The sequence below is a fragment of the bacterium genome, assembly GCA_029210965.1.
Taxonomy (GTDB): domain Bacteria; phylum BMS3Abin14; class BMS3Abin14; order BMS3Abin14; family BMS3Abin14; genus JALHUC01.
The window spans coordinates 70,149-94,807 of record JARGFZ010000007.1 but is presented as its reverse complement, the minus strand read 5'-3'; the positions used below and the strand labels follow the sequence as shown (position 1 = coordinate 94,807).

21 protein-coding genes are annotated in these 24,659 nt (G+C 53.6%); all 21 read right to left on the bottom strand.

Annotated elements, in window-relative coordinates; genetic code table 11:
- Positions 1–5 precede the first annotated feature (5 nt).
- Positions 6–1,229: an aspartate kinase gene (locus P1S59_04895; GenBank protein MDF1525591.1), complete on the bottom strand. Its 1,224-nt coding sequence runs from the start codon at positions 1,227–1,229 to the stop codon at positions 6–8.
- A 118-nt stretch (positions 1,230–1,347) separates the two neighbouring features.
- Positions 1,348–2,601 (bottom strand): cofactor-independent phosphoglycerate mutase, encoded by a 1,254-nt coding sequence (locus P1S59_04890; protein MDF1525590.1) that lies wholly within the window; start codon positions 2,599–2,601, stop codon positions 1,348–1,350.
- Complete coding sequence (locus tag P1S59_04885) at positions 2,598–3,935, bottom strand: homoserine dehydrogenase (protein MDF1525589.1); 1,338 nt, start codon at positions 3,933–3,935, stop codon at positions 2,598–2,600. Before P1S59_04885 ends, P1S59_04890 begins: the two co-directional genes overlap by 4 nt.
- A complete protein-coding gene (leuB, locus tag P1S59_04880; GenBank protein MDF1525588.1) occupies positions 3,935–5,032 on the bottom strand; it encodes a 3-isopropylmalate dehydrogenase in 1,098 nt (365 codons plus the stop codon). Before leuB ends, P1S59_04885 begins: the two co-directional genes overlap by 1 nt.
- Positions 5,025–5,528, bottom strand: a complete 504-nt coding sequence (gene leuD, locus P1S59_04875; GenBank protein ID MDF1525587.1) for a 3-isopropylmalate dehydratase small subunit — start codon at positions 5,526–5,528, stop codon at positions 5,025–5,027. Before leuD ends, leuB begins: the two co-directional genes overlap by 8 nt.
- A gap of 115 nt (positions 5,529–5,643) precedes the next feature.
- On the bottom strand, positions 5,644–6,903 hold the full coding sequence (gene leuC, locus P1S59_04870) for a 3-isopropylmalate dehydratase large subunit (protein MDF1525586.1): 1,260 nt from the start codon (positions 6,901–6,903) through the stop codon (positions 5,644–5,646).
- Positions 6,904–7,014: 111 nt separating this feature from the next.
- Positions 7,015–8,562: a 2-isopropylmalate synthase gene (locus P1S59_04865; protein ID MDF1525585.1), complete on the bottom strand. Its 1,548-nt coding sequence runs from the start codon at positions 8,560–8,562 to the stop codon at positions 7,015–7,017.
- A gap of 192 nt (positions 8,563–8,754) precedes the next feature.
- On the bottom strand, positions 8,755–9,549 hold the full coding sequence (pssA, locus tag P1S59_04860) for a CDP-diacylglycerol--serine O-phosphatidyltransferase (protein ID MDF1525584.1): 795 nt from the start codon (positions 9,547–9,549) through the stop codon (positions 8,755–8,757).
- 80 nt (positions 9,550–9,629) lie between these two features.
- The gene (locus P1S59_04855) at positions 9,630–10,259 is read right to left on the bottom strand and encodes a phosphatidylserine decarboxylase family protein (GenBank protein MDF1525583.1); all 630 of its coding nucleotides are present in this window, start codon (positions 10,257–10,259) and stop codon (positions 9,630–9,632) included.
- A gap of 12 nt (positions 10,260–10,271) precedes the next feature.
- A complete protein-coding gene (gene ilvC / locus P1S59_04850; protein ID MDF1525582.1) occupies positions 10,272–11,291 on the bottom strand; it encodes a ketol-acid reductoisomerase in 1,020 nt (339 codons plus the stop codon).
- A gap of 94 nt (positions 11,292–11,385) precedes the next feature.
- On the bottom strand, positions 11,386–11,862 hold the full coding sequence (gene ilvN, locus P1S59_04845; GenBank protein ID MDF1525581.1) for an acetolactate synthase small subunit: 477 nt from the start codon (positions 11,860–11,862) through the stop codon (positions 11,386–11,388).
- A 40-nt stretch (positions 11,863–11,902) separates the two neighbouring features.
- Entirely contained in the window at positions 11,903–13,627 is a 1,725-nt protein-coding gene (gene ilvB, locus P1S59_04840; GenBank protein MDF1525580.1) for a biosynthetic-type acetolactate synthase large subunit, read from the bottom strand.
- Between the two features lie 113 nt (positions 13,628–13,740).
- Positions 13,741–15,393: a dihydroxy-acid dehydratase gene (ilvD, locus tag P1S59_04835; protein MDF1525579.1), complete on the bottom strand. Its 1,653-nt coding sequence runs from the start codon at positions 15,391–15,393 to the stop codon at positions 13,741–13,743.
- Between the two features lie 116 nt (positions 15,394–15,509).
- Entirely contained in the window at positions 15,510–15,725 is a 216-nt protein-coding gene (locus P1S59_04830) for a YdcH family protein (GenBank protein MDF1525578.1), read from the bottom strand.
- 380 nt (positions 15,726–16,105) lie between these two features.
- Complete coding sequence (locus tag P1S59_04825) at positions 16,106–17,164, bottom strand: AAA family ATPase (protein MDF1525577.1); 1,059 nt, start codon at positions 17,162–17,164, stop codon at positions 16,106–16,108.
- 162 nt (positions 17,165–17,326) lie between these two features.
- On the bottom strand, positions 17,327–20,110 hold the full coding sequence (locus tag P1S59_04820; GenBank protein ID MDF1525576.1) for a tetratricopeptide repeat protein: 2,784 nt from the start codon (positions 20,108–20,110) through the stop codon (positions 17,327–17,329).
- A 189-nt stretch (positions 20,111–20,299) separates the two neighbouring features.
- Entirely contained in the window at positions 20,300–21,643 is a 1,344-nt protein-coding gene (gene accC / locus P1S59_04815) for an acetyl-CoA carboxylase biotin carboxylase subunit (GenBank protein ID MDF1525575.1), read from the bottom strand.
- 5 nt (positions 21,644–21,648) lie between these two features.
- The gene (accB, locus tag P1S59_04810; protein ID MDF1525574.1) at positions 21,649–22,137 is read right to left on the bottom strand and encodes an acetyl-CoA carboxylase biotin carboxyl carrier protein; all 489 of its coding nucleotides are present in this window, start codon (positions 22,135–22,137) and stop codon (positions 21,649–21,651) included.
- Between the two features lie 11 nt (positions 22,138–22,148).
- The gene (efp, locus tag P1S59_04805) at positions 22,149–22,709 is read right to left on the bottom strand and encodes an elongation factor P (protein MDF1525573.1); all 561 of its coding nucleotides are present in this window, start codon (positions 22,707–22,709) and stop codon (positions 22,149–22,151) included.
- 99 nt (positions 22,710–22,808) lie between these two features.
- Positions 22,809–23,168 carry a roadblock/LC7 domain-containing protein gene (locus P1S59_04800; protein MDF1525572.1) on the bottom strand — a complete coding sequence of 120 codons (360 nt, stop codon included), beginning with the start codon at positions 23,166–23,168 and terminating at the stop codon, positions 22,809–22,811.
- Positions 23,165–24,532, bottom strand: a complete 1,368-nt coding sequence (locus P1S59_04795; GenBank protein ID MDF1525571.1) for a tetratricopeptide repeat protein — start codon at positions 24,530–24,532, stop codon at positions 23,165–23,167. The genes P1S59_04800 and P1S59_04795 overlap by 4 nt, the downstream gene beginning before the upstream one ends.
- Between the last annotated feature and the right edge of the window lie 127 nt (positions 24,533–24,659).

Sequence of the window (24,659 nt, the reverse complement as noted above, 5' to 3'; positions counted from 1 at the left end):
CTCTTCTATTTGGATTCTTCACTCAAACCGAAAGCCTCGTGGAGAATCCGGACAGCCAGCTCGGTGTATTTGCTATCTATCACACAGGACACCTTGATCTCCGAGGTGCTGATCATCATGATGTTGATCCCCTCCGCAGCCAGGGCCTTGAATAACGTCGATGCGATCCCTGAATGGCTCCGCATCCCATTACCGACAATGGAGACCTTGGCAACACTGTCGTCCGTAACAATATCCTTCGCGCCGATCTCCTTCCCTATAGGTCCTACGATTGACAGGGCCTGGGCAAGATCTGTTTTTGGCACCGTAAAGGTGAGATCTGTGTGATCGTCGGTGCTGATATTCTGGATGATCATGTCCACATTAATGTTGGAATCAGCGATGGGGCCAAAGATCTTTGCCGCGATACCAGGCTTGTCCGGTACACCAAGAATGGATACCTTGGCCTCGTTTTTGTCGTAGGTCACACCGGAAACCACTACCCTTTCCATATCCATATCCTCCTTTGTCACCCAGGTGCCTTCCGTTTCGGTGAAGGTGGACCTGACGTGCAGCGGAACATTATATTTTTTGGCGAACTCCACCGACCTGATCTGGAGGACCTTGGCTCCCAGGCTGGCCATTTCGAGCATCTCATCGTAGCTGATCCTGGGTATTTTCCTCGCCTCCGGAACAATATTCGGGTCGGTGGTGTAGATCCCTTCAACGTCGGTGTAGATCTCACAGGAATCGGCCTTCAGAGCCGCGGCAAGGGCAACGGCAGAGGTATCGGAACCGCCTCGACCAAGGGTCGTCACGTTTCCGGTCTCGTCGATACCCTGGAACCCTGGTACCACCACGACTTTCCCTGCCTTCAGGTTGTCGAAGATCCTGACGTTCTCGATGCGGCTGATCCTGGCCTTGGCGTAGACGTTGTCCGTATGTATGGGGATCTGAAAACCCATAAGAGATATCGCCTCCTGCCCCATGTTCTTTAAGGCCATGGAAAGAAGACCGATGGTCACCTGCTCCCCTGTCGAAACGACCACATCGTACTCCCTGGCATCCGGAAGTTCCATCATCTGGTTGCAAAGATCCACCAGCTTGTTGGTCTCGCCAGCCATGGCCGATACGACCACAACAACGTCGTTGCCAGCGTCCCGGGTTTTCTTGACTCGGGACGCCACATGTCTGATCTTTTCGGTGGTCCCTACTGAAGTACCACCGTACTTCTGAACTACGAGCGCCATTTGTTGCCCCCTCTCAGTGCTTCACATCTAGGAAAAGGGGAAGAAGGGACATGGGGAAAAGGGGAAGTGCCAATCCCTCCTCTTCACCTCTTCTCCTCCTCTCCTCTTCCGGAGTTTGTTACAGTTCCTTTCTGATAAACTTCCCCATCAACTCATATCCGTTCTCAATATGAATGCCCGTTGAAGCCCCAGAAGCTTCATCATAAGTCCCCCCGGAACCGCCTGAGATCAGGGAATCATATATGGCAAAGGGTACCGGTTCTGCAGAATGGGTCTTTATTTCCAGTGGTGTAGCGTGGTCGGGCAGGAGCAGGACCCTGTGGGGCCCCAGCTCTTTCAGTCCATCCAGGACCGGTCCGACAACCCTGCTGTCGAAATCCTCCATGGCCCTGATCTTGTTCTCCAGGGAACCGCTGTGCCCGGCTTCGTCGGGAGCCTCCACGTGAAGGTAGACGATGTCTACCCTTTCAAGGGCTTTTAGCGCCGCCGAGGCCTTACCCTCATAGTTGGTGTCGAGGTAGCCGGTGGCGCCAGGCACTTTGATGACCTCAAATCCGATGGAGACCGCAAGACCTCTCATAAGGTCAACGGCTGAGATCATGGCCCCGTCAAGGCCGTAGACATCACGAAAACACTTCATACCGGGTTTAACGCCCTGGCCCCACAGCCAGATGGCGTTCACCGGTTTTATGCCTTTGGAGGCGCGCATGACGTTTACCGGATGCCGGGCAAGAAGCCCCACCGAGCTCGTCATGAGATCCAGGATCCTTTCGGAGGCTGCGCCCCGCGGCCATCCGATCCCGATCTTTTCATCCGTCAGATCGTGGGGGGGACTCACCGTCAGATCCTGCAGCCCTTTTCTCCAGACCATGAGGTGACGGTAGGACACGCTTGGATGAAATTCGATCCCCTCTTCCCCGAGTTCCTTCGCGAGGGTCGAGACAATGCTCTCGGCTTCCTCGTCACCGGGATGCCCTCCAGCGAAATCGACCATGATGAACTCGGGTTTGAGTTCTCCCGCCAGATCCGTGTCAAGGCCCTCAGCGCCGCCCCTGCCGAGGGTGACCAGGTTGCACCTGTACGCCACATCCCCGAGACCCAGGTCAACACCCATGCCGGCGGCCTCGATGGGCGAACGCCCGGTGTAGACTGTTTTCGGGTCGTACCCGAGAACGGTGAGGTTGGCCACATCCGATCCAAGGGGCATCCCCTCAGGTAATGTCCTTACCATGCCCAGGACGCCTTCCAGGGCGATGCGGTCCATATTGGGTGTCCGCGCCGCCATGAGTGGCGTCCGTCCGCCGAGTTCATCCACCGGTCTGTCAGCCATACCGTCCCCGAGCAGGACGATATATTTGCCCCTTTCGCTCACTGGTCTTTCTCCTCGGAAAGTATTCTCATGTAGAAACTCTTCCCCAGGGTCACATCCATGGCATCAAGATCGGATAGTGCCTGGATCATTCTGGCATAGGAGGTTTCGTGGATGATCATTACAATTGGAACCCCGCCGCCATCTACCAGTTCGCGGCCTCTCTGGATCACCGAACTGATACTGATCTCACTTTTTCCCAGCAGTCCTGAAATTGCGGACAGGACCCCTGGACGATCCCTGGCTGTTACCCTGACGTAAAATTCGCTCACGTTGTCCCGGGCGAGTTGGGAATTGCGCTGCTGTCCCACCGGTCCCTGGCGGTTGCCGCCCACGGGGACCCTGCCGACGGCTCCCGAAAGGATGTCCCGCGAACAGGAGACGATATCGGCAACAACGGCGCTGCCTGTTGGAAGGGCGCCAGCTCCCCGTCCGTAATACAATGATGGACCCAGGTTGTCGTCCTCTATATAAACTGCGTTAAATACGTTATCCACTGCGGCAAGAGGATGTTTCTCAGGCACCAGAGCCGGGTGCACCCAGGCCTCCACCTCCCTGTTGGAATTTCTGGTCGTACTCCGGGCCGAGGCCAGAAGCTTTATACGGTAACCGAACTCCTCAGCCATCTCAAGGTCCATGGAGGTCAGTTCAGTAATGCCCTGGTAAGGCAGATCCTTGTAGGACATAGGAACGTCAAAACACTGGTTCACAAGGATGGACAGCTTCTGAGCTGCGTCTATGCCCTCTACATCCATGGCCGGATCAGCTTCCGCATAACCCTTTTCCTGGGCCATGGACAGGGCCTCATCAAAAGCCAGTTTTTCCGAAGACATCTTTGAAAGGATATAATTGCACGTCCCGTTTATTATCCCGGTTACCGACCGGATCCTGTTGGCCACCAGCCCCACCTTGATGGTCCTGATAAGAGGGATCCCGCCACCGACACTTCCCTCGTAAAGCAGGGAGACCCCCTTTTCCTCTGCCTTTTCCACCAACTCCTGCCAGTGCTCCGATAAAAGGGCCTTGTTGGCCGTCACAACATGCTTTCCGTTCTCAATAGCTTCCAGGATATAGCTTCTGGCCGGTTCAATACCGCCAATGAGTTCAACAACGATCTGGACCTGCGGGTCCCGTAGAATATCCATGGCGTCAGTAGTCAGGATGGACTGAGGGACATCAACCGGCCGCGGTCGGTTCAAATCCAGGTCGGCTGCATAGACCACATCGATGGTGGCACCAACGCGCTCGCTCAGGATCTCCCTGTTCTCGGTAAGGATCTGCATCGTCCCGCATCCGATGTTTCCCAACCCAATTATACCGACCTTAATGGATCTCATTAAACCTGTCCGCTCAGGCGCTCAGTCACCAGATCGCCCATCTCGCTGCAGGAAACCACATTTGATCCCTCCTGGGCGATATCTCCGGTCCTGTAGCCTTCTTCCAGAACACGGTTCACCGCTACCCGTATCGACCCGGCCGCTTCGGGTGCCTGGCAGCTTATCTCCAGCATCATGGCCGCAGACAGGATCATGGCGAGGGGGTTGGCTTTTCCCTGCCCGGCTATGTCAGGAGCGCTGCCGTGGACAGGTTCATATAGAGCCACTCCCTCTCCAAGGCTGGCCGAGGGCAGCATCCCTATGGACCCGGTGAGCATGGAGGCCTCATCGGAGATAATATCCCCAAAAATGTTCCCGGTGACGATAACGTCGAACTGTGCCGGGTTCCTGATGAGCTGCATGCTGCAGTTGTCCACAAACATGTGGTCCAGTTCCACATCCGGGAAATCACGGGCCACTTCGATGACGACCTCCCGCCAGAGCGCGCTCGTCTCCAGGACGTTGGCCTTGTCTACCGAGGTCAACTTCCTGCGGGGGCGTCCCATGGCTATTTCAAAGGCCTTCCGAGCTATGCGCTCGACCTCCCAGTCCAGATAACGCATGGTGTTGAACCCTTCCCGGCCGTTGGGCGTATCCCTGATGCCTCTGGGTTCACCGAAATAGAGGTCCGATACCAGTTCCCTGACCACCAGGAGATCGATACCTTTTACTACCTCCGGTTTGAGAGTCGATGCTGATGCCAGGGGACCAAAAACCTGGACAGGACGCAGGTTGGCAAAAAGGTCCAGATCCTTGCGCATTCCGAGAAGTCCTTTTTCCGGCCTTTTGTCGGTGGGAAGATCATCCCATTTGGTACCGCCAACGGCCCCCAGGAGAACGGCATCTGCATCAGCGGCCAACTTTATGGTCTCTTTGCTTACAGGCGCTCCCTCGGCATCAATAGCCGCTCCACCCACCAGGGCTGTCTTCAGCTTGAATGTAAATCCGTGGAGCTGCCCTGTGGCTTTGAGGACTTTGACAGCCTCCGCGGTGACTTCTACCCCTATGCCGTCGCCGGGGAGGACAAGTATGTCGAACTCCTGTTTTGATTCAGCCATGTGATTGCTCCTTGAGAAGAAAAGGTATCAGCCCGCCGGCCTTGATGAGATCCATCATGAAAGGCGGGAACGGTTCGGCATTGTATTGTTTTTTAGTGCTGAGATTTTTAATGATCCCGGTGGCAGGATCCACCTCCACCTTGTCTCCGGTCCGAACCCCCTTCGCCGCCTCCGCTGATTCAAAAATGGGAAGCCCCATATTGAAGGCGTTGCGGTAGAAAATCCTTGCGAAGGAACCAGCAATAACACATGAGACACCCGCTGCCTTAATGGCAATGGGAGCATGCTCTCGGGACGACCCGCATCCGAAGTTCTTGCCGCCCACAATAATGTCCCCCGGTGCAACTTTATTGGGAAAATCAGGGTCCGCGTCCTCCATACAATGCAAGGCGAGCTCCCCCGGGTCGGAGGTGTTGAGATAGCGTGCGGGAATGATGGCGTCTGTGTCCACATCGTCCCCGTAACGCCAGGTGTTGCCTTTTAAGATCTTATCCATATCAACTCCCATATTTAAGAAGGAGGAATAGGGAAGGATGGAGGAGGAAGAAAAAGCACTTTATCTGTGCCTATTTTATGTCTTTCTTCTTCCTTCTTCCTTCACCATTCTTGTTTTATAGATCTTCCGGGGAACTTATGGTCCCCGCGACCGCCGACGCCGCTGCCACCGGCGCCCCGGCCAGATACACCTCGCTCTTGGGGTGACCCATGCGGCCCACGAAGTTCCTGTTCGTCGTTGCCACAGCGACTTCTCCCTCTGCGAGGATTCCCATGTGTCCACCCAGGCACGGACCGCATGTGGGAGGGCTAATGACTGCTCCCGCAGACAGGAAGATGTCGAAGAGTCCTTCCTCCATGGTCTGGCGATAGATAAGGGGTGTGGCCGGGATCATGATCAGCCGAACACCCGGGGCGACTTTTCTTCCCTTGAGGACCCTTGCTGCCGCCTGAAAGTCCTCCAGGCGACCGTTGGTGCACGATCCGATGACGACCTGATCGATGGCCACATTCCTGGCCTCACCCACCGGCCTGGAGTTTTCAGGGAGGTGAGGGAAAGCCACCTGCAGATCCACATCCGAAGCGTTTATCCGGATCTCATCCAGGTACTCGGCATCGGCATCGCTGCTGTAGTTCTTCCATTGTCTGGATGTCCGTTCCCTGACGTACTCTTCGGTGATCTCGTCAGGCTCGATGATGCCGTTCTTGGCACCGGCCTCTATGGCCATGTTGCACATTGTCAAGCGGTCGGACATATGAAGAGCGCGAACCGTTTCTCCCGTAAACTCCATGGACTGATAAAGAGCGCCGTCGACCCCGATCTTTCCTATGATGTAGAGAATGAGGTCCTTACCACCCACCCAGGGCTTCAGTTTCCCATCGATGACGAACTTGATCGCGCCGGGAACCTTGAACCACGCCTTTCCACTGATCAAGGCGCCAGCCAGATCGGTACTTCCCATACCCATGGAAAACGCGCCAAGGGCACCATAGGTGCAGGTATGACTGTCCGCTCCAATGATGAGCTCGCCCGGAAGGGCCAGACCCTTTTCGGGGAGGAGGGCATGTTCCACACCCATTTCACCCAGTTCAAAGTAGTGCGTTATATCGAAATCCCGGGCGAACTCCCTGAGGTCCTTGCACTGCTGGGCTGAAGCAATGTCCTTGTTGGGAGCAAAGTGGTCAGGCACCAGGGCGACCCTGTCACGATCAAACACCTTCTTGATCCCCTTTTCCCTTAGGATCTTGATGGAAATGGGGGCGGTAATATCGTTACCCAGAGCAAGGTCGATATCCGCCATGATGATCTCCCCCGGGTGCACTTCATCCCGGCCGCAATGGGCCGCAAGGATCTTTTGTGTAATGGTCATGGGCATATTCTCTGCCTCCGGTCCAATGTCCCGTGTCCAATGTCCAACGGGTTTAAACAGGTACCACCTGAGTCCTAATGTTTACTTTGGACGTTGGACTTTGGGCGTTGGACTTGTTTATAAGCTCGGCCTCTCCATCTCCGCTGTCTTCTGGGTCTTCTTCCTGTACTCCAGTTTGTTCAGGGCGTTGATCAGGGCCCTCGCAGAGGCCACGATGATGTCCGAATGGGCACCCTGCCCGATGATGGTGTACCCGTTCTCCTTGATACGTACGGTTACACCACCCATGGCGTCTGCTCCCCCGGTGATGGCTGATACGGTGAACCTCAAAAGCTTCGCCCTGCTCTTGCAGGTCTTCTTGATGGCCTTGAAAACGGCATCCACAGGACCGTCACCGAACTCCGCATTTGTCTTTACCTTGCCGTCGATCTCCACCTCAACGGTGGCGGAGGGTACAACTCCGGTCCCACTTGTAAAGTTGGCGCTGATCAGTTTGAACTTGTCCGGGAGACGCAGGATCTCCTCTGCGATGAGGGCCTCGATATCTTCGTCGTAAATCGTCTTCTTCTTGTCGGCCAGGCTTTTAAAGGCAATGAAGGCTGTCTGGAGCTGTTCGTCAGTAAGTTCGATGCCCAACTCATCCAGGCGGTTCCTGAAGGCGTGACGGCCGGAATGTTTTCCCAGGACCAGGGAACTTTCCTTGATCCCCACCGACTCCGGGGTCATGATCTCGTAGGTGGTCCTGTCCTTGAGCATGCCGTCCTGGTGAATGCCTGCTTCGTGTGCAAAGGCGTTGGCTCCAACGATGGCCTTGTTCTGCTGGACCAGGATCCCGGTAATACCGGAAACCAGCCTGCTCGCCCTGTAGATCTCCTCGGTGCAAATATCCGTGTGTGCATTCAGATAATCCTGACGGGTCCTGAGAGACATGACCGTCTCCTCCAGGGAAGCGTTACCGGCCCGTTCTCCGATCCCGTTGATAGTACATTCCACCTGTCGGGCTCCTGCCTGGACGGCTGCCAGGGAGTTGGCAACAGCAAGCCCCAGGTCGTTGTGGCAGTGAACGGAAAGGATAGCCTGATCCACATTGAGAACCCGGTCGCGGATGGTGGCGATAAGGTTTCCGAACTCGTCGGGTATAGCGTATCCCACGGTGTCCGGAATGTTGACGGTCTTTGCCCCGGCCTCGATAACAGCCTCAATGACCTCACACAGGTAGGACACATCGCTTCGCGCCGCGTCTTCAGCCGAAAACTCAACGTTATCGGTATATCCTGCCGCGTGACGAACGGCATCCACAGCGATCTGTTTCACCTGGTCGTGGGTCTTCTGGAGCTTGAGTTTGACGTGGATGTCCGAAGTGGCCAGGAAGGTGTGGATCCTCGGTATTTTCGCCTCCTTGAGCGCCTCCCAGGCCCTGTCGATGTCCTTTTTGCTGGCCCGGCACAGACCTGCCACGGCGGTCTTCTTCATCGCCCTGGCCACAGCGCGCACAGCTTCGAAGTCGCCCTCGGAGGCTATGGGGAACCCCGCCTCTATGACGTCCACGTTCATGCGTTCCAGCTGCCTGGCCACCTGGAGCTTCTCCTCCAGGTTCATGGAAGCTCCGGGTGATTGTTCGCCATCTCTTAAGGTCGTATCGAAAATGATTATCCTGTCGGACATTTGTTGCTCCTTCCGTTCCCCGTACCCGGGGTATACTGTTTTTTTGAATTACGGTGCCGGGGGGAAGGTCTAAAGTTGAGGGTTCGCCCCTCTTTCTAACTGACGGCAGCGCCACCACGACCGTTACCGGTACCGATACTGTTCATTCCAAGGTCACTTTCACCTAGCCCCATGGTGCGCCACCACCTCCTCTCAATTGTCTTCGAGAATGTCCTCATCCTCGATTGTGAAGGTTTCCAGTTTTTCAGTGTCCAGAACACCAAGTTTTTTCAGGATCCAGGCCCCTATGATCGGGCTGATGACGATATAGAAAAACCCGAACCCGAACAGAAAATAGACGGGGTAATTGGCCATGGTCACAAGGAGCACGGTCACGAAGGCCAGGGCCTGGAAAGCTTTACGGCGCGGGATGACGATCTGTTTAAAGCTCGGGTACGGCACCATACTCACCATGAGGAAAGACAGTGCGTAGACACCGGCGATAAAGACCACCTTCACAGCCTGGGGTTCGAACCCGCCGTTGGGCACCAGTTCCATGACCAGCAGGACCGATACGGCAACCATCCCGCCGGCGGCAGGGATCGGCAATCCGGTAAAGTGCTTCTCCCCTACCCGCTGGGCCTGTACGTTGAAACGCGCCAGCCGGAGCGCTCCGCAGGCCAAAAACAGGAACGCCCCCAGCCACCCGAAGCGACCCAGGGGGTGCAGAACCGCCGTGAACACCAGGAGGGCCGGGGCCACACCGAAAGCGGTAATGTCGGAAAGGCTGTCGTACTGTACCCCGAAAAGGGAAGAGGTCCTGGTCAGCCGGGCGATCCGTCCGTCCAGGGCGTCGAACACACCGGCCACAACGATGGCCACTGCGGCCCGCTGGTAATTCCCATCGATGGAAGCGACCACCGAAATGAAACCGGTGAAGAGAGCCAGGGTCGTGATCATATTGGGCAGAAGATATACAGCTCGCCGGCTTGGTCCGTCACCATCCATTTAAAGTCCCCCTCATCTTGTTTAACAACTTCGTAAAAAGTCTCTTCGAGATCCTGAATGATGGACTTATTACGAGTCCATCACATTTGAGCCAGCACACTCTGGCCAGCCCGGACACGATCGCCGATCCGGGCCAGGGGCTGAGCTTTCTCAGGAAGGTACAGGTCAACTCTTGAACCAAAACAGATGAGACCGAACCTGCTTCCCCTCACCACATCATCGCCTTGCCTCAACCTGCAGATGATCCTCCTCGCCACTAACCCCGCCACCTGGACCATCAGACTTTTTCTGCCTGAACTGTCCACAAGGAGGATCTCGGTCCGCTCATTGATAAGTCCGGCATCGTCCAGGTGTGCCATGGCGAATCCGCCCGAGATGTGTTTTACAGTGACCACACTGGCATCCATGGGTACCCGGTTCACATGAACGTTAAAGATGCTCATGAAAACGCTTATCCGGAGGGCCCCGCCGTCCAGGTGGCGGTCCTCCTGGACCCGATCAACAGCAACGATGCGCCCATCGGCCGGAGACAGGATCTCCCCCGGACCCGCCGAATGGGCTCTTTCAGGGTCCCTGAAGAAAAGGGCCACCGAAATGGCGACTATACCGGCCGCGGCTCCTCCCAGGGGATAGCCCGTGAGGAGAAGTATCACCGCCAGGAAGGACGGGATCGATATGTGAGGTATCCCTTCCCTTGCCACTACAGACATGTGCTGTGTTCCTTATTCCTTATCCTTAACGGCAGATTCTTCCTTGAGCCACGGCATGAGGGCCCGGAGCCGCTTGCCCACCTCTTCGATGGGATGATCGTTCATTTCACGGCTGAGGGCGTTGAACACGGGCCTCCCGGCCTGGTTCTCCAGGATCCACTCCCTGGCAAACTCCCCGCTCTGCACCTCAGCGAGTATCTCCTCCATCTCCTCCCGGACATGTTCGTCGATGACTCTGTCACCTCTTGTCAACCCGCCATACTCTGCGGTATTGCTCACGGAATAGTTCATGGTACCGATGCCGCCCTGGTAGAGCAGGTCCACGATGAGTTTGAGTTCGTGAAGGCATTCAAAATAGGCCATCTCGGGAGCGTAACCGGCGTTCACAAGGGTCTCGTAACCTGCCACGACCAGACTCACCGCACCACCGCACAGGATCGCCTGCTCACCGAACAGGTCCGTCTCGGTCTCCTCACGGAAGGTGGTCTCAAGAATGCCCACCCGACCGGCGCCGGTTCCTACAGCGTACTCCATGCCATATTGCCTGGCCTTACCGGAAACATCCTGGTGGACAGCCACAAGGACAGGTACACCACGTCCCTGGAGGAATTCGCTGCGTACCAGGTGCCCAGGGCCTTTAGGAGCGACCATGATGACATCCATGGTCCTGGGGGGCACCACCTGCCCGTAATGGATGGAGAAACCGTGGGACACAGCCAGTACCGCACCATCCTTGATGTTGGGAAGGATCTGTCCCTCAAAAACCACTTTGTGGAACTCATCAGGAACAAGCATCATGACGAGATCAGCGCCGGCGCTGGCCTCCTCGATAGTCTTGACTGAAAAACCGGCTTTTTTTGCAGCCTCACGGCCCGCATCACCCTCAATGAGACCGATGGTCACATCCACACCGCTTTCCTTGAGGTTCAGGGCCTGGGCATGACCCTGACTGCCGTAACCGATGATCGCCACCTTCACTCCAGCCAAAGGCTTACCTTTCAAGTACAGATCCTTCTCAGTTAGTACGTCCATGTGTTTTGCTCCTTTCAAAAAAATCGGAATGTAGAATGTAGAATGTGGAATATGGAATTCTAAATTCATTCCTGCGACTATTTTAAATGGCGGTTCACATCTCTCTGCTGATCGCCACTTTGCCGGTCCTGGAGACATCCTTCACACCAAAAGGCTTCACAAGTTTGAGAAACGCCTCGATCTTTTCTTCGTCGCCAGTAACCTCAAAAGTATAGCTGGCAGGTGAAACATCGACAATCTTGCCACGGAAGATCTCATTGATCCTGAGGATCTCAGCCTTTGCCTTCTCTGCGGCGCTGACCTTAATCAGGATCAATTCCCTGTCCACGAAGTTCAGGTCGGTCAGGTCGATAACCTTGATAACGTCCACCAGTTTGTGCAGCTGTTTCGTGACCTGCTCAATGATCCGGTCGTCTCCTCTGGTTACGATGGTTATCCGGGAGATCTCCGGATCGATAGTCTCACCGACGCTCAGGCTGTCTATGTTGAAACCTCGCCCGGAGAAAAGACCCACCACCCGCGACAGGACGCCGAACCTGTTCTCAACTGTTATGGAAATTGTATGCTTCATCACTCACCTCGCAGCAGTTTAAGATCTTTTAAGCCCGGTATTATTTAACAACCTTGAGCTTCTTTGTGTCTTTCTTATTCGGGCCGAAAATCATATCGCTCGATGCTGCGCCGGCAGGAACCATGGGATAGACTCCCTCCTCCCGGTCCACCATGACCTCGAGAAGCACCGGACCATCGTGATTGATCATCTCGATCAGGCCTGCGTCAACATCCTTCTTGTCCTCGACCTTGATCCCCTTGACACCATAGGCTTCAGCGATCCTGACAAAATCGGGGTTGGAGGCGAGGCATGTAGAGGAGTATCTGGCACCGTAGAACAGTTCCTGCCACTGCCTGACCATACCCAGGAAGCAGTTGTTGAGGATGAGGATCTTCACCGGCAGGTTGTATTGGGCGATGGTAGCCAGTTCCTGAATATTCATCTGAATGCTTCCATCACCCGCGATGTCAACAACCAGTTTGTCCGGATTTGCGAACTGAGCCCCCATAGCCGCCGGAAAACCGTAACCCATGGTACCCAGCCCCCCGGAGGAGAGGAGGGTTCTGGGTTTGGTAAAATTGTAGAACTGGGCCGTCCACATCTGGTTCTGACCCACCTCAGTGGTGATGATGGCGTCCTTCGGGGCAAGTTCGCTAAGACGTTCGATGACATACTGTGGCTTGATCTGCTTGGTGTCCTTGTCATAGGAAAAAGGTCTTTCCTCAGACCACCGGCGGACATGATCGAGCCAACTCTGCCTGATCTCGCCCCACACCGGCTCTTCCTTCTTCTGAAGGCGGTTCAGTTCGGTTAGAACACCCTTGACGTCTCCCACCACAGGGACGTGGACAACGATGTTCTTGCTGATGGCAGACGGGTCGATGTCAATGTGAACGACCCGGGCATTGGGAGCGAACTTGGCCACGTTGCCTGTCACCCTGTCATCGAACCGTGCCCCGATGGCCAGAATGAGGTCCGATTCATGGATGGTCATGTTGGCCACGTAGGCACCGTGCATTCCAAGCATTCCCAGAAAAAGCGGGTGGTCCGCCGGAAATCCGCCCAGTCCCAGGAGTGTGTTGGTCACCGGGATCTGGTTGTACTCCGCAAACTTTAAAAGCTCCGCGCTGGCCCCCGAAAGGATAACTCCGCCACCAGCGTAAATGACCGCCTTTTTGGCCTTTTTGATCTCTGTCAGGACACGCTTTATCTGCCCAGAGTGTCCCTCGACCTTGGGTTTGTACCCTCTGATATTTACAGACTTCGGACGATTGTACTTTGCTTTGCCGGTCAGCACGTCTTTGGGTAAATCGATCAAGACGGGGCCGGGCCTTCCCGTTCCCGCAATGTGAAACGCCTCCTGAACAATCCTGGCAATGTCCTCGGTCTTCGTGACCAGATAACTGTGCTTTGTTATAGGACGCGTGATCCCGATGATATCCGCTTCCTGAAAGGCGTCGCCGCCGATCATGTGGGTCGAGACCTGGCCGGTCAAAACTACAAGGGGGACTGAATCCATGAAGGCTGTGGCCACCCCTGTGATCAGGTTGGTAGCACCGGGACCCGAGGTGGCCAGAACGACCCCTACTTTCCCGGTGGACCTGGCGTAACCGTCCGCGGCATGAGCCGCCGCCTGTTCATGTTTCGGAAGCACATGTTTGATACCACTATTAAACAGGGCATCGTATAAACCCAGCAGTACCCCCCCTGGGTAGCCGAACATGATATCGACCCCTTCATCTTTCAGCGATTGAACCAGTATTTGATCGCCTGTCATCTGCATAACCTGTCTCCGTCAATTCTTGTTAACCTCGCAAAAAATATCTTCAAGTTTTATTGAGGGCGATCCCGCCAATGGCAGAACGGGGTGATGGAGTTTTTGCTAGTCCATCAATTTTACTCGTCGTCCAATATAGCGCCTGTGGCTGCCGAATGGACGAGGCGTGCGTAACGTCCCAGGATACCGCGGCGATATTTTGGTTTCGGAGGGGTCCAGAGCTTCCGTCTGGTTTCAAGTTCATCTTCCGAAACCATGAGATCAAGATTTCGCCCCGGTATATCTACCCTGATCGTGTCACCTTCCTGAACAAAGGCAATATTTCCGCCAGCTGCGGACTCCGGAGAAATGTGCCCGATGCAAGGGCCTCTGGTTCCTCCGGAAAATCGGCCATCGGTGAGGAGAACCACCTTAAGCCCCAACCCGGATAATGCCGCAGTAACAGACAGCATCTCCCTCATACCGGGGCCGCCTCGAGGTCCTTCGTTCCGGATCACAAGAACGTCGCCGTCCAGGATCGTCCGAGCCATAACAGCCGCCATGGCTTCCTCTTCCTGCTCAAATACACGAGCAGGCCCCTCAAATACGAGCATGTCATCGCTCACGGCAGTCTGCTTGACGACGCAGCCGTCGGGGGCAAGGTTGCCCCTCAAAACAGCGATCCCTCCCTGTGCGTGATAAGGGTTATCCATGGACCGTATGACATCGTCGTCCTTGATCTCGGCCGACTCCGCTATCTTCATGATATCCACCCCGGCAGCGGTCATGGCCGGTTTTAAAAGGGGCTGTAAGCGCGACAACACAGCTGGCACTCCTCCGGCGTAATGAAGATCTTCCATAAAGTGCTCGCCACCCGGCCGAATGTTGGCGATGTGGGGTGTTTTTGCGCTGATCCGGTCGAACATGTCCAGGTCGACCTTGATATTGGCCTCGTGGGCTATGGCAGGGACATGCAGGGCGGTGTTTGTAGAACCTCCCAGGGCCATGTCCACTGCTATGGCGTTCTCAAAAGCGTTTTGAGACAGGATCTTCGAGGTGGTAAGCCCTTCATTGATCATGGCCACAATGCGCTCGCCACTCTCAAAAGCGATGCGCTTCTTCTCGGCGAAACCGGCCAGAGCCGTTGCGCTATATGGCAAGGAGAGACCCAGGGACTCTGTGACGCAGGCCATGGTGTTGGCCGTGTACATTCCCTGGCAGGCTCCAGGTCCCGGGCAGGTCTCCAGGGCCAAACACTCGAGCTCTTCCTCGTCCATCTGCCCGGCCTGGTACCGTCCCACCGCCTCGAAAGTGTCCCTCACCAGGGAACGACGCTGGCCCTTGTACATACCAGAGTGCATGGGGCCGGCCGTTACCATGAGTGCAGGTATGTCCAGACGGGCTGCTGCCATGAGCATACCGGGGCTGATCTTGTCACAGTTGGTGAGCAGAATGATGCCGTCAAAAGCGTGCCCTTGGGTAACTGCCTCAACGAGGTCAGATATCCACTCCCTCGTGGGCAGACTGTATCTCATTCCTTCATGCCCCATAACCACGCCATCGCACACTCCAGGGATCCCCACCAGAAAGGAGAGGCCGCCACCAGTGTGGACACCTTTTTCGATGGCCCTTTCCAGCTCCCTCATCCCAACGTGGCCCGGGATGATGTCGGTAAAGCTGGTGAATACCCCTATATGAGGCCGTTTCAGAGCGGAGGGGGTCACCCCTGTGGCATAGAGAAGAGCACGTGATGGTACCCTTTCCGGTCCCTTCTTGACACGATCGCTTCTCATTTTTCCACTCATAAAAACTTCCTTTTTTTAGGGGGTTATCCTTAATAAATACTCTATTAGATGCAAAAAAAACGAGGCCAATGGCCTCGCCTTGAATAAGCCACCAGCATGCAATCCTAGCTATACTTGGTAAGAATCCTTTCCATCTTGTCTTTCCCCTGCAGCTTTTGTTTCTTTAACCCCTCGATTTCAAAGTGAATTTCAGTAGACGGGGGTCTTTTCTGGAGTTCCTGTATTTGCTCTTCAAAGGCCAGATGCTTCTCGTGCAGATCTCTGTACTCCTCATCTTCTTCAAGAATTCGCTTGATCAGGTCCTGCCTTGCTTTGCTCATGGCTCCCCCTTGAAAAATTTGAATGATTATAGGGTCTTAAGAAGTTAGATGTCAAGAGCTAACCGTATAAATCAGAATGTAGAACGTAGAATGAAAATCAGGTATCGGCGGTTCGGCGAAAAACTTGGACCTAGGATTTTAGATTCTGGATCATTAAAACCTGAGAATGTGAAGTCCGACTCTTCGGGAATGCCCTGTTTACCCATATTTCAGCTTTTCCTCTGCGTCCCTCCGCGTCCTTTGCATTCAATAGCTTTAGCCGCTTAACAAAAATGAAGGTTTTTTACTGGGTGCTGGGTGCTGCGTCCTGAATACAAAACCGGAGCTCAAAGCTCCGGCACGAATTTACTGTTCACGGTTCACCAGGAAAGTTGACCTCGTCAACTTTCCTTAAACGTATCCTCAAAAAACTCCTCCAGTTTCAGGTCCAGGTCCTCGCTGGTGATCTGGGCGTTCTGGGTCTGCAACTGTTCCGGAACCGCTTCCAGTGGGATCTCGGGGACAACCGGATTTTTCAAGTTCTGCACCAGCATTTCACCTGGAATAACATCCTCCGCATTCACACCGTCCGGGTTCCAGGAGGCGGGAATAGCCATGGATGGTATATCAGCTCGGTTGTCCATCCTGGCGTCAAAGCCCAGGTCAGCTGCCATTTCCATGACAATAGTTTCATCGATCACCCGTTGCCGCATGAGAAAACCCTGAAAAAGGGCATTATCGCAAAGAACGTTGATCTTTCTCGGAAAACCGTCGGAATACTTATAAATAAGCTTCAGTGCCCCATCGGTAAAGATGGTTTCCCTGCTGCCGGCAATAGCCATCCTGTGGACAACGTAGGCTTTTGTCGCCTCGTCAGTGAGGGTCGATAACCTGATCTTCATGGCAACCCTCTGCAGGAGAGGCGGATCCAGCGCCAGGGTATCCTCAACCTCCGGCAGCCCGAAAAAAATAAAAGTGATCAATTTGTGCGCCGTCACCTCCAGGTTCAAAAGCCCCCGGAACTCCTCCATGAGTTCTCGGGTATTAAGCATCTGCGCCTCGTCAATGAGGACCACAGCCTTTTTGCCCATTTCATGGAGATGAAGGAGTTTACGGTATAGTTGTCCGATAATCTGGAGTTTCTCGGTGGCAGGGTTTTCGATACCCAGCTGTTGGGCTATCCTTCTGAGCAGCCATTCCTGGGAAATCTCCGCATGCAGGATCACCAGAAGAGCCGATTCGTAAACCTCGGAAGGCAGGCCGTCCAGGACCTTCCTGGCCAGTGTCGTTTTCCCCGTTCCTATGTCGCCCACCACCACAGCCAGGCCTTTCATGGTCTCTGCCACGTACATGATCCTGGTCAAAGCCCGTGCGTGCTGAGCGCTATTGTAGTAGAACCGCTCATTTGGAGCGTTGGAAAACGGCTCTATCTGAAGCCCGTAAAAATCAAGGTAGCTCACAGGTCATTTCCTCGTATCCGTTTAACCGGCAGCCAACCGGATCAGGCCTCAGGAAAGAAAATAAGGGTTGTATCAACATTTGGATTCTCCTGACATGGTCATTTCAACATTGCAGGAAATGACTATCTATAAAATGCTGGCTGGAATTCAAAGTGCAGCATTTTATAGATAGGATATCCTGTCTTTTTTGGGTTTACCCGGTTCGTCCGTTGTTTCGCCGGAAGACTCTTTGGCCATTTCCTCAACCTCCCGTATCAGGTCCGTAAGCATATTATCCATACCGCCATCCGACAAGTCATCAGGCTCATCCTGGATCACCCCACGGGAAAGGGAAGCCTTAACACGCTCAATAGCTTCACCTATACCCTGGAAGGCAGGATCATCGGATTGTACCTGCTCATAAGCCTTTATAGCCTCCGACCACAAGTTCTGTTTTTCCTTCACCTCACCAAGTTGGAAGAAAAGCCCCGTTTTGCTCCCTCCATTTGAAATATCAATGGCTTGAACAATGGCGTTTATCGCTGACTCGTAATCCCTTTTCTCCACATAGCACATAGCCATCAGGCTAAAGCTATCCTGGGCCAGAGCAGGATCCCTGGTACCCGACTCGAACTCCAGGATGGCATCATCATAAAGGCCCATGTCTTTGTATGCGATCCCCAGGTTGTAGTGGGTTTCGTACTCCTCATCTCCCAGGGTTTCCTTAATTCCTTCCTTGAACTGGCTGAATATCTCTTCAAATGAGACCGGCCCGTCAGCAGGTCCGATCCGGGCTTCCGCAGCATCCTCCTCAGCAATCTCTATGCGAAGCTCCTCAGCGATATCAAGGAAGTCGTTCATGCCTTCAGGAGTTGAATCTTCTACTATAAGTTTACTTTTGACATCTTTAGCGGTATCCGGATTGAACCGCGATTCAAGAGCTGTTTCTACCGGCACACCGGGGTCAACAGACAAAGCCGTTGTGCGCCCTTCATCAACAGGTTCTGCCGCCCCAGGCTCGTCCGGTGCGCCCTTCACCTCGATAGAGGAAAGTGCTTGCAAGGCCCTGTTTTGCTGAGGGTCACGCTCCAGAATAGACTTGTAAATTTTGGAAGCCTCATCGTCGAGTCCCTGAGAATGGTAGAAGTCGGCCTCTTCGAGTTCTTCTGAAAAGGGGTCGTGATGGGGATCCTCTGTTTCAGGCAGTTCCTGTGCCGAATCCCCAGCGACTGGACACAGTCCCTGGACTTTAGTACCCGAATCAAAGGCCGCTATCCTGGAGAGTACCTCCTGGTCACCAGGCGCCCTGACCCTTGCTTTCTCCAGAGTCTCGGCTACCTTTTCTTTGAGGCCATACCTTTCATAGACTTCCGCTTCAGCGAGGAGCTCTTCAAGCGACATCTCGTCGGATAACTGTTCGACAGATTCTGAAGCCTGCACTTCGTCAAAACCTGCAGGTTCTGTTTCTCCCCCGGCCTCTTCCCCGGCAACGTCCCCGGCAACTTCAGAGACCTCCATCACAGTTTCAAAATCCCCGATATCCACTTCGAAATCATCCTTGTAATCTTCAAGAACGATTTCAGGGATAAACCCCTCCTCCACCTCTTTTGCGCCAAAATCAACCTGAGGCTCGTCAGCATCAAGAACAATCCTGTCAGGTTCCTCATCATCTATGAGCTGGATCTCTTCATCGATGTCTTCTTCGAGGACATCCTCACTGATGTCCTCCAGATCCATGTCCTCAGCATCAAAAAGTTCGACCTCTTCGATTTCATCGAGATCCGCATCCTGGATCTCACCTTCCAGACCAATGGATTGTTCTTCAAACTGAACAACGGGGGGTTCAACAGGACCAGCACCAGCAAGATAAGCTTTGGCTTCCTCGTTCAGGGGATCAAGCTCATTGACCCTTCTGAAGGAATCTATAACACCCTCCCGATCTCCAGCCTGCTGCATTGTCCGGCCAAGAAGAAGGAGATTGTCTATCTGACCAACACGATCTTTCCTCTTTTCCGCCACCGACACGAGCCCTTTTATTGCCCTCACCTCTCCTGGCACATTTGACAAGATCTGGCGATAAAAAGCCTCTGCCTCGTAATCCTCACCATTGTTAAAATGAGACTGGGCAACAAAAAGAAACTCCCTCATCACAGATTCAAGCTCACCGGCTTTCAGGAAAAGCTTGATCGACTCCGAGATTTTCTCCTCTCCCTCACCACTTTTCCCCAACTGGAAAAGGATTCGGCCCAAAAGGAGAACCATCCGTGGATCATCTGGTTCAATCGCGAGGATTGCTTCGATCTCGGTGCGGGCCTCATTATACTTCCCGCTCTCGAGGTAGTGGGCACAAAGCTCTCTTCGCACCGCTGTGTTGTCGGGATTCAAGGCGGTGATTTTTTCGAAAAGCTGGGAAGCTCTGTCGTGGAATCCTCTCCGGCTGAGGGTGGCTGCAGCTTTTGCCAAAGCCTCGGCAGCCTCTTTTTTCCGACCCTTCCTGGCCAGGGTCTCTCCCAACCTGACCTGGAACCCCAGATTCTCGGGATCCATGTCGGCCATGAGCTTGAGGACATCTATCTGTTTGTCTTCGTCGTTCTTCCTTTCGTAAACCTTGAAAAGGTTTTCGAAAATAGCCAGGGCCTCAGCCTCTAGCCCCTGGCTTTTATAGAGTTCCGCCAGTTTTTCGTAGGCTGAAAAAAGCTCCGGGTCCAGACGAAGAATAGTCCTGTATACAGCAATTGCCTTGGGAGGGAAATCCTGTTTGATGTATCCGGCGGCAACCTTTTCATAGTTCTCGACGGCTTCCTTTTTCCTCCCGGCTCGGGCCAGAATTTCAGCAAGACGCAAAATAAGCCGCTGATCGTTGGGATCAACCTCTGCCAACTGCTGGAAGGTTTTGATAGCCTTGTCCAGGTTCCCCTTGGACAGGTGTTTTTGCGCTATCTTAAATAATTTTGCCTTATCTGCCATGTTTGAATTTTCCCGTTCATATTTCAACATTATTTAAACAAAGCTAGAATGGTATCATAATGAATGATGTTTTTGAACGTCCTTCATTTTGCCGTAAGATGTAAAAATAAAACCGTGAACGGTTCAGAGCGGCATGTCATCCGGCTACTTCCGCAGTTCACCATTCATGGTTCCCTATCTGACTTTCGCCTATTTCTTTAATTCTTCAAGAAAATCGGTGCCGTAATCACCCTTTCTGAATTTCATGGTAGCCAGGATCCTCTGATGGAGTGGTATGGTTGTCTTTATCCCCTCGATGACAAACTCCTCCAGGGCTCTTTGCATCCTTGCAACAGCCTCTTCCCGATCACGACCGTGGGCCACGAGCTTGGCTATCATGGAATCGTAGTGTGGAGTGATATAGTAATCTTCAAAGGCCGCGGAATCTACCCTTATCCCTGGACCGCCTGGTGCATAGTAGAAGGAGATCGTCCCGGGACAGGGCCGATAGTCTACCGGGTCCTCAGCGTTGATACGGCATTCAATAGCGTGACCCTGAATCCTTATATCCTCCTGTTTGAATCCGAGGGGGTGGCCTGCCGCTACCCTGATCTGCTCCTTAACCAGGTCAACCCCCGTGACCATTTCGGTCACCGGGTGTTCGACCTGAATCCTGGTATTCATCTCCATAAAGTAGAATTTTCCATCCCGGTCTAAAAGAAATTCCACCGTTCCGGCATTCACATATCCGGCCTCCCGCGTCAGGTTAACAGCCGCTTTACCCATTTGCACCCGCAGTTCTTCGCTTACAGCCGGTGATGGGGCCTCTTCAATGAGCTTCTGGAATCGTCGCTGTATACTGCAATCCCTTTCACCCAAATGAATAACATTGCCTTGGTTATCAGCCATTATCTGGATCTCAACATGCCGCGGTGACTCGATAAACTTTTCTACATATACCTCCGGGTCGTTGAAGGAAGAGCTTGCCTCAGATTGGGCCATGGAAAATGAGGTTCTGAAGGAAGCTTCTGAATGAACGACCCGGATACCACGTCCCCCTCCTCCGGCAGCAGCCTTGATAATAACCGGGAACCCGAGCTGTTTGGCTGCAATAAGAGCTTCCTCCGGGTCACTAACCCCTTCGATCCCTCCAGGCGGCATGGGAACACCAGCCCGCGCGGCAAGGTTTCGTGCCTGGATCTTATTTCCCATCAATCTAATATGTTCGGATCGGGGGCCAATAAAGGTAATACCGCTGGCCTCACAGATCTCGGCAAACTCCGGGTTCTCTGCCAGAAATCCGTATCCAGGATGGATCGCTTCACAGTCCGACACCTCTGCGGCGCTGATCACGGCAGGGATGTTCAAATAGCTCTGCAACAGATTGGCCGGACCAATACATATCCCCTCGTCCGCGAAGCGGGTATGTAAGGCGTCCCGGTCCGCTTCTGAATAAACGGCCACTGTCTTGATCCCAAGTTCCCTGCAGGCACGGATAACCCTCAGAGCGATCTCGCCTCTGTTGGCAACAAGTATTTTTGAAAAAAGTTTCAAAGCATTCACGCCAGGTCAACGATAAAGAGAGGCTCACCGTATTCAACGGCCTGGGCGTTTTCCACCAGAATCGTTGAGATCTTCCCGGTGACCTCACACTCTATCTCGTTCATTATCTTCATCGCTTCAACGATACAGAGCACCGCTCCCTTGGTGACGACGCTGTTAACCTCCACATAGGGTGGTTCTTCCGGCGAGGGCGCTCTGTAAAAGGTTCCCACAATGGGCGAAGTAACAAGAAACTGATTGTCACCTACCGTAAGCTGGTCTCCTGGCAACGAAGATGGCGGTGCCGCCGGGTAACCTTGAGGCGACGAGACTGCCGATGACGGCACCTCGTTCACCGGGATTTCCCGGTACCTCACCTGGCCAGGCTCCTCAAGGACTCCACCCTTTCGCACACGAATCCTGTTATCACCCCTCTGAAGGGTAAAATCCTGAACACCGTATCGGTCCAGAAGTCTCAGGATCTCCTTAATCTCCTTGATATCCATCAAATTCTCTCCTATCTCACGCGTTCGATATATTCCCCTGAGCGTGTATCGATCTTCACAACGTCTCCTTCTCCCAAAAAGAGGGGGACAAAGATCACTGCACCCGTTTCCATTTCCGCGGGTTTTGTTGCTCCCGTGGCTGTATCGCCCTTTACACCCGGCTCAGCCTTGACTATGGCAAGCTCTACAAAAATGGGCAGATCAATCCCAATGGGCTTTCCGTTGTACATCTGTACAGTGACCTCGAGTTCCTCTTTGAGATAATCCTGGAGATCGCCCATGTCCTCGGCAGTCAAGAGTACCTGCTCGTAGGTACCAGTATCCATGAAATGAAACCCGCTCTCGTCCCTGTAAAGATACTGCATCTGCTTTTCTTCAAAATCGGGCCTTTTCAGCTTTTCCCCGGACCGGTAGGTTCTGTCCAAAACGTTACCAGTGATAAGGCTTTTGAGTTTGGTGCGGACGAAAGCCCCCCCTTTGCCAGGTTTTACGTGCTGAAATTCAATAATTGAAAACGGTTCACCCTCGATTTCGACCTTAATACCTCTCTTGAACTGGTTTGTACTGATCAATTAATTCCCTCCCCATTCGCGATTTGCCGTGATGTCAGTTAATTCTTTGACCCTTATGGGCAGGTTTTTATCAAACAGAACCAGAACCTGGGACTGGGGTCATTCAAATTCCTTTAACAGAGACGGGACCGATAACCGCATCAGGTAACGTGTCTTCCCGTGGTTGCCTTCAGGCTCCATGGCTACGGCAATGAAATAATCATCGGTTATAAGTCTCAGAATAAAAATGTTGTTCTGAGTGTTAATAAAAACCTCCTGAACCAAACCGGCAGAAAGGGACGCGGAGGCTTTTTGTATACTCTTGATAGCAAGCGCATACTCTATTCCGACGGTCTGGATAGTGCAACCAGGATCAACCAGGTGTTCACCTATTGAGATTCCGTCCATACCCATGATCACCGCACCTAGCACCCCATCGGAACGTTCAACGATATTTTTCAGCACATCTTCGAAGATCATGGTCCCTTTATCCTTTCCGCATTTTCAAGAAGCCGCTCCAGCATACTCAAAGGGTCCTCATTACCACCCTTCTGAGGGGACTGGGTTTGGCCCTCTTCACGGGGCTTAACCTCCTGAACGGATCCCACGATTACTGGAGTTTGCTCCTCCAGGGTTTCGAGCTTCAATTTCACAGCTTCATTTTCCGGCGCCTGATCCAGGATCCGACGGTAAATATTCGCCGCTTTTTCAATAAGACCCTGCTGGGCATAAAGTTCCGCCAGGGTTTCGGTGGAAAACTGATCATCACCGGAAGGCGGATCCAGCGGTATCGGAATTTCCGCCCGAATTTCCGGTTCAGGTTCGGGTGCAAGCTGGGTAACGGGCGCTGGCTCAAACACTGGCTGGGGCGCATGCTGGTGTTCGGGTGCGGGCACAGACACTGGCGTTGGAAAAGGTTCGGGCGCAGGTGCGGGTTCGGGAACAGGCTCGGGTTCGGGCGCAGGCGCGAATACTGGTACGAACGCAGCCTCTTGCGCTGCAGCTACAGGCGGTTCAGCAGAAGGGGTAAAAATCTCTTCAGGCTCAACATCCACATCCATTTCCTCTTCCACTGAAAATAACGCTTCATCTGGAAGATCCTCCAGGGATTCCTCCACAAAACTCTCGCCCTCCCGGATAAACGCCGCTGCCTCAGCACCCAGTTCGTCAAGGGATTCAAGGTCCGAGGCCTGTTCGATCTCTTCCTCCTCGATCACAGTGGCCGTCATATCTTCACCGTCGATATCATCGACAGGGGCCAAATCCGCCGGATCGGCGGTGCCTCCGCCTGAGAAGGTGAACGTCTCTTCGATCTCACCACCCGGCAGGGGAGAAAGCTCTATCCCGTCTATCGTTGTAGGTTTTTGTTCGTAAGTGACGAGTCGGGCCTTTTCGGCAGAATCGGCAGCATATTCATTATAGTCCATGGTCGGTGGGGTAACAGCCTTGCTCCTCACTTCATCAAGGAGTCTTGTCACCTCTTCATCCTCCGGACTAAGAAGGTTTGCCGCATCGAGAGCTGTCAGCGCCCCCTTATTCTCACCCTTGGCCAAAAGGACTTTCCCAAGGAACTTTTGTCCCAGATAATTCTCCGGTGTGTCTTTGAGCGCCTCTAGCAGAACCTCGATCGCGTTGTCGAGTTCCCCCTTTTCATAGAGGGCCCGGCCAAGTACGACTAATCCGCCGCTGTAACCAGGATTCAGCTCAAGCCCTGCTCTGGCTACATTGATCGCATCATCCAGGCGTCCCGTTTTGCGGTGAGCCTCAGCCAGGGGAGCAAATGCCCTTGACTGGGGGTCTTCCAACAGCATCTGTTCATAGCGCTCAATAGCATCATCGCTCATGGGTTACCTCTCCCTGCGTTTCGCATTATTACTATTACGAATTACGCATTCCGAATTGAGAATAAGAGCATGAAAGCGTTTCAAATTCTCAATCAATCATCCCTTAATGCTATGGGATTTAGTAATT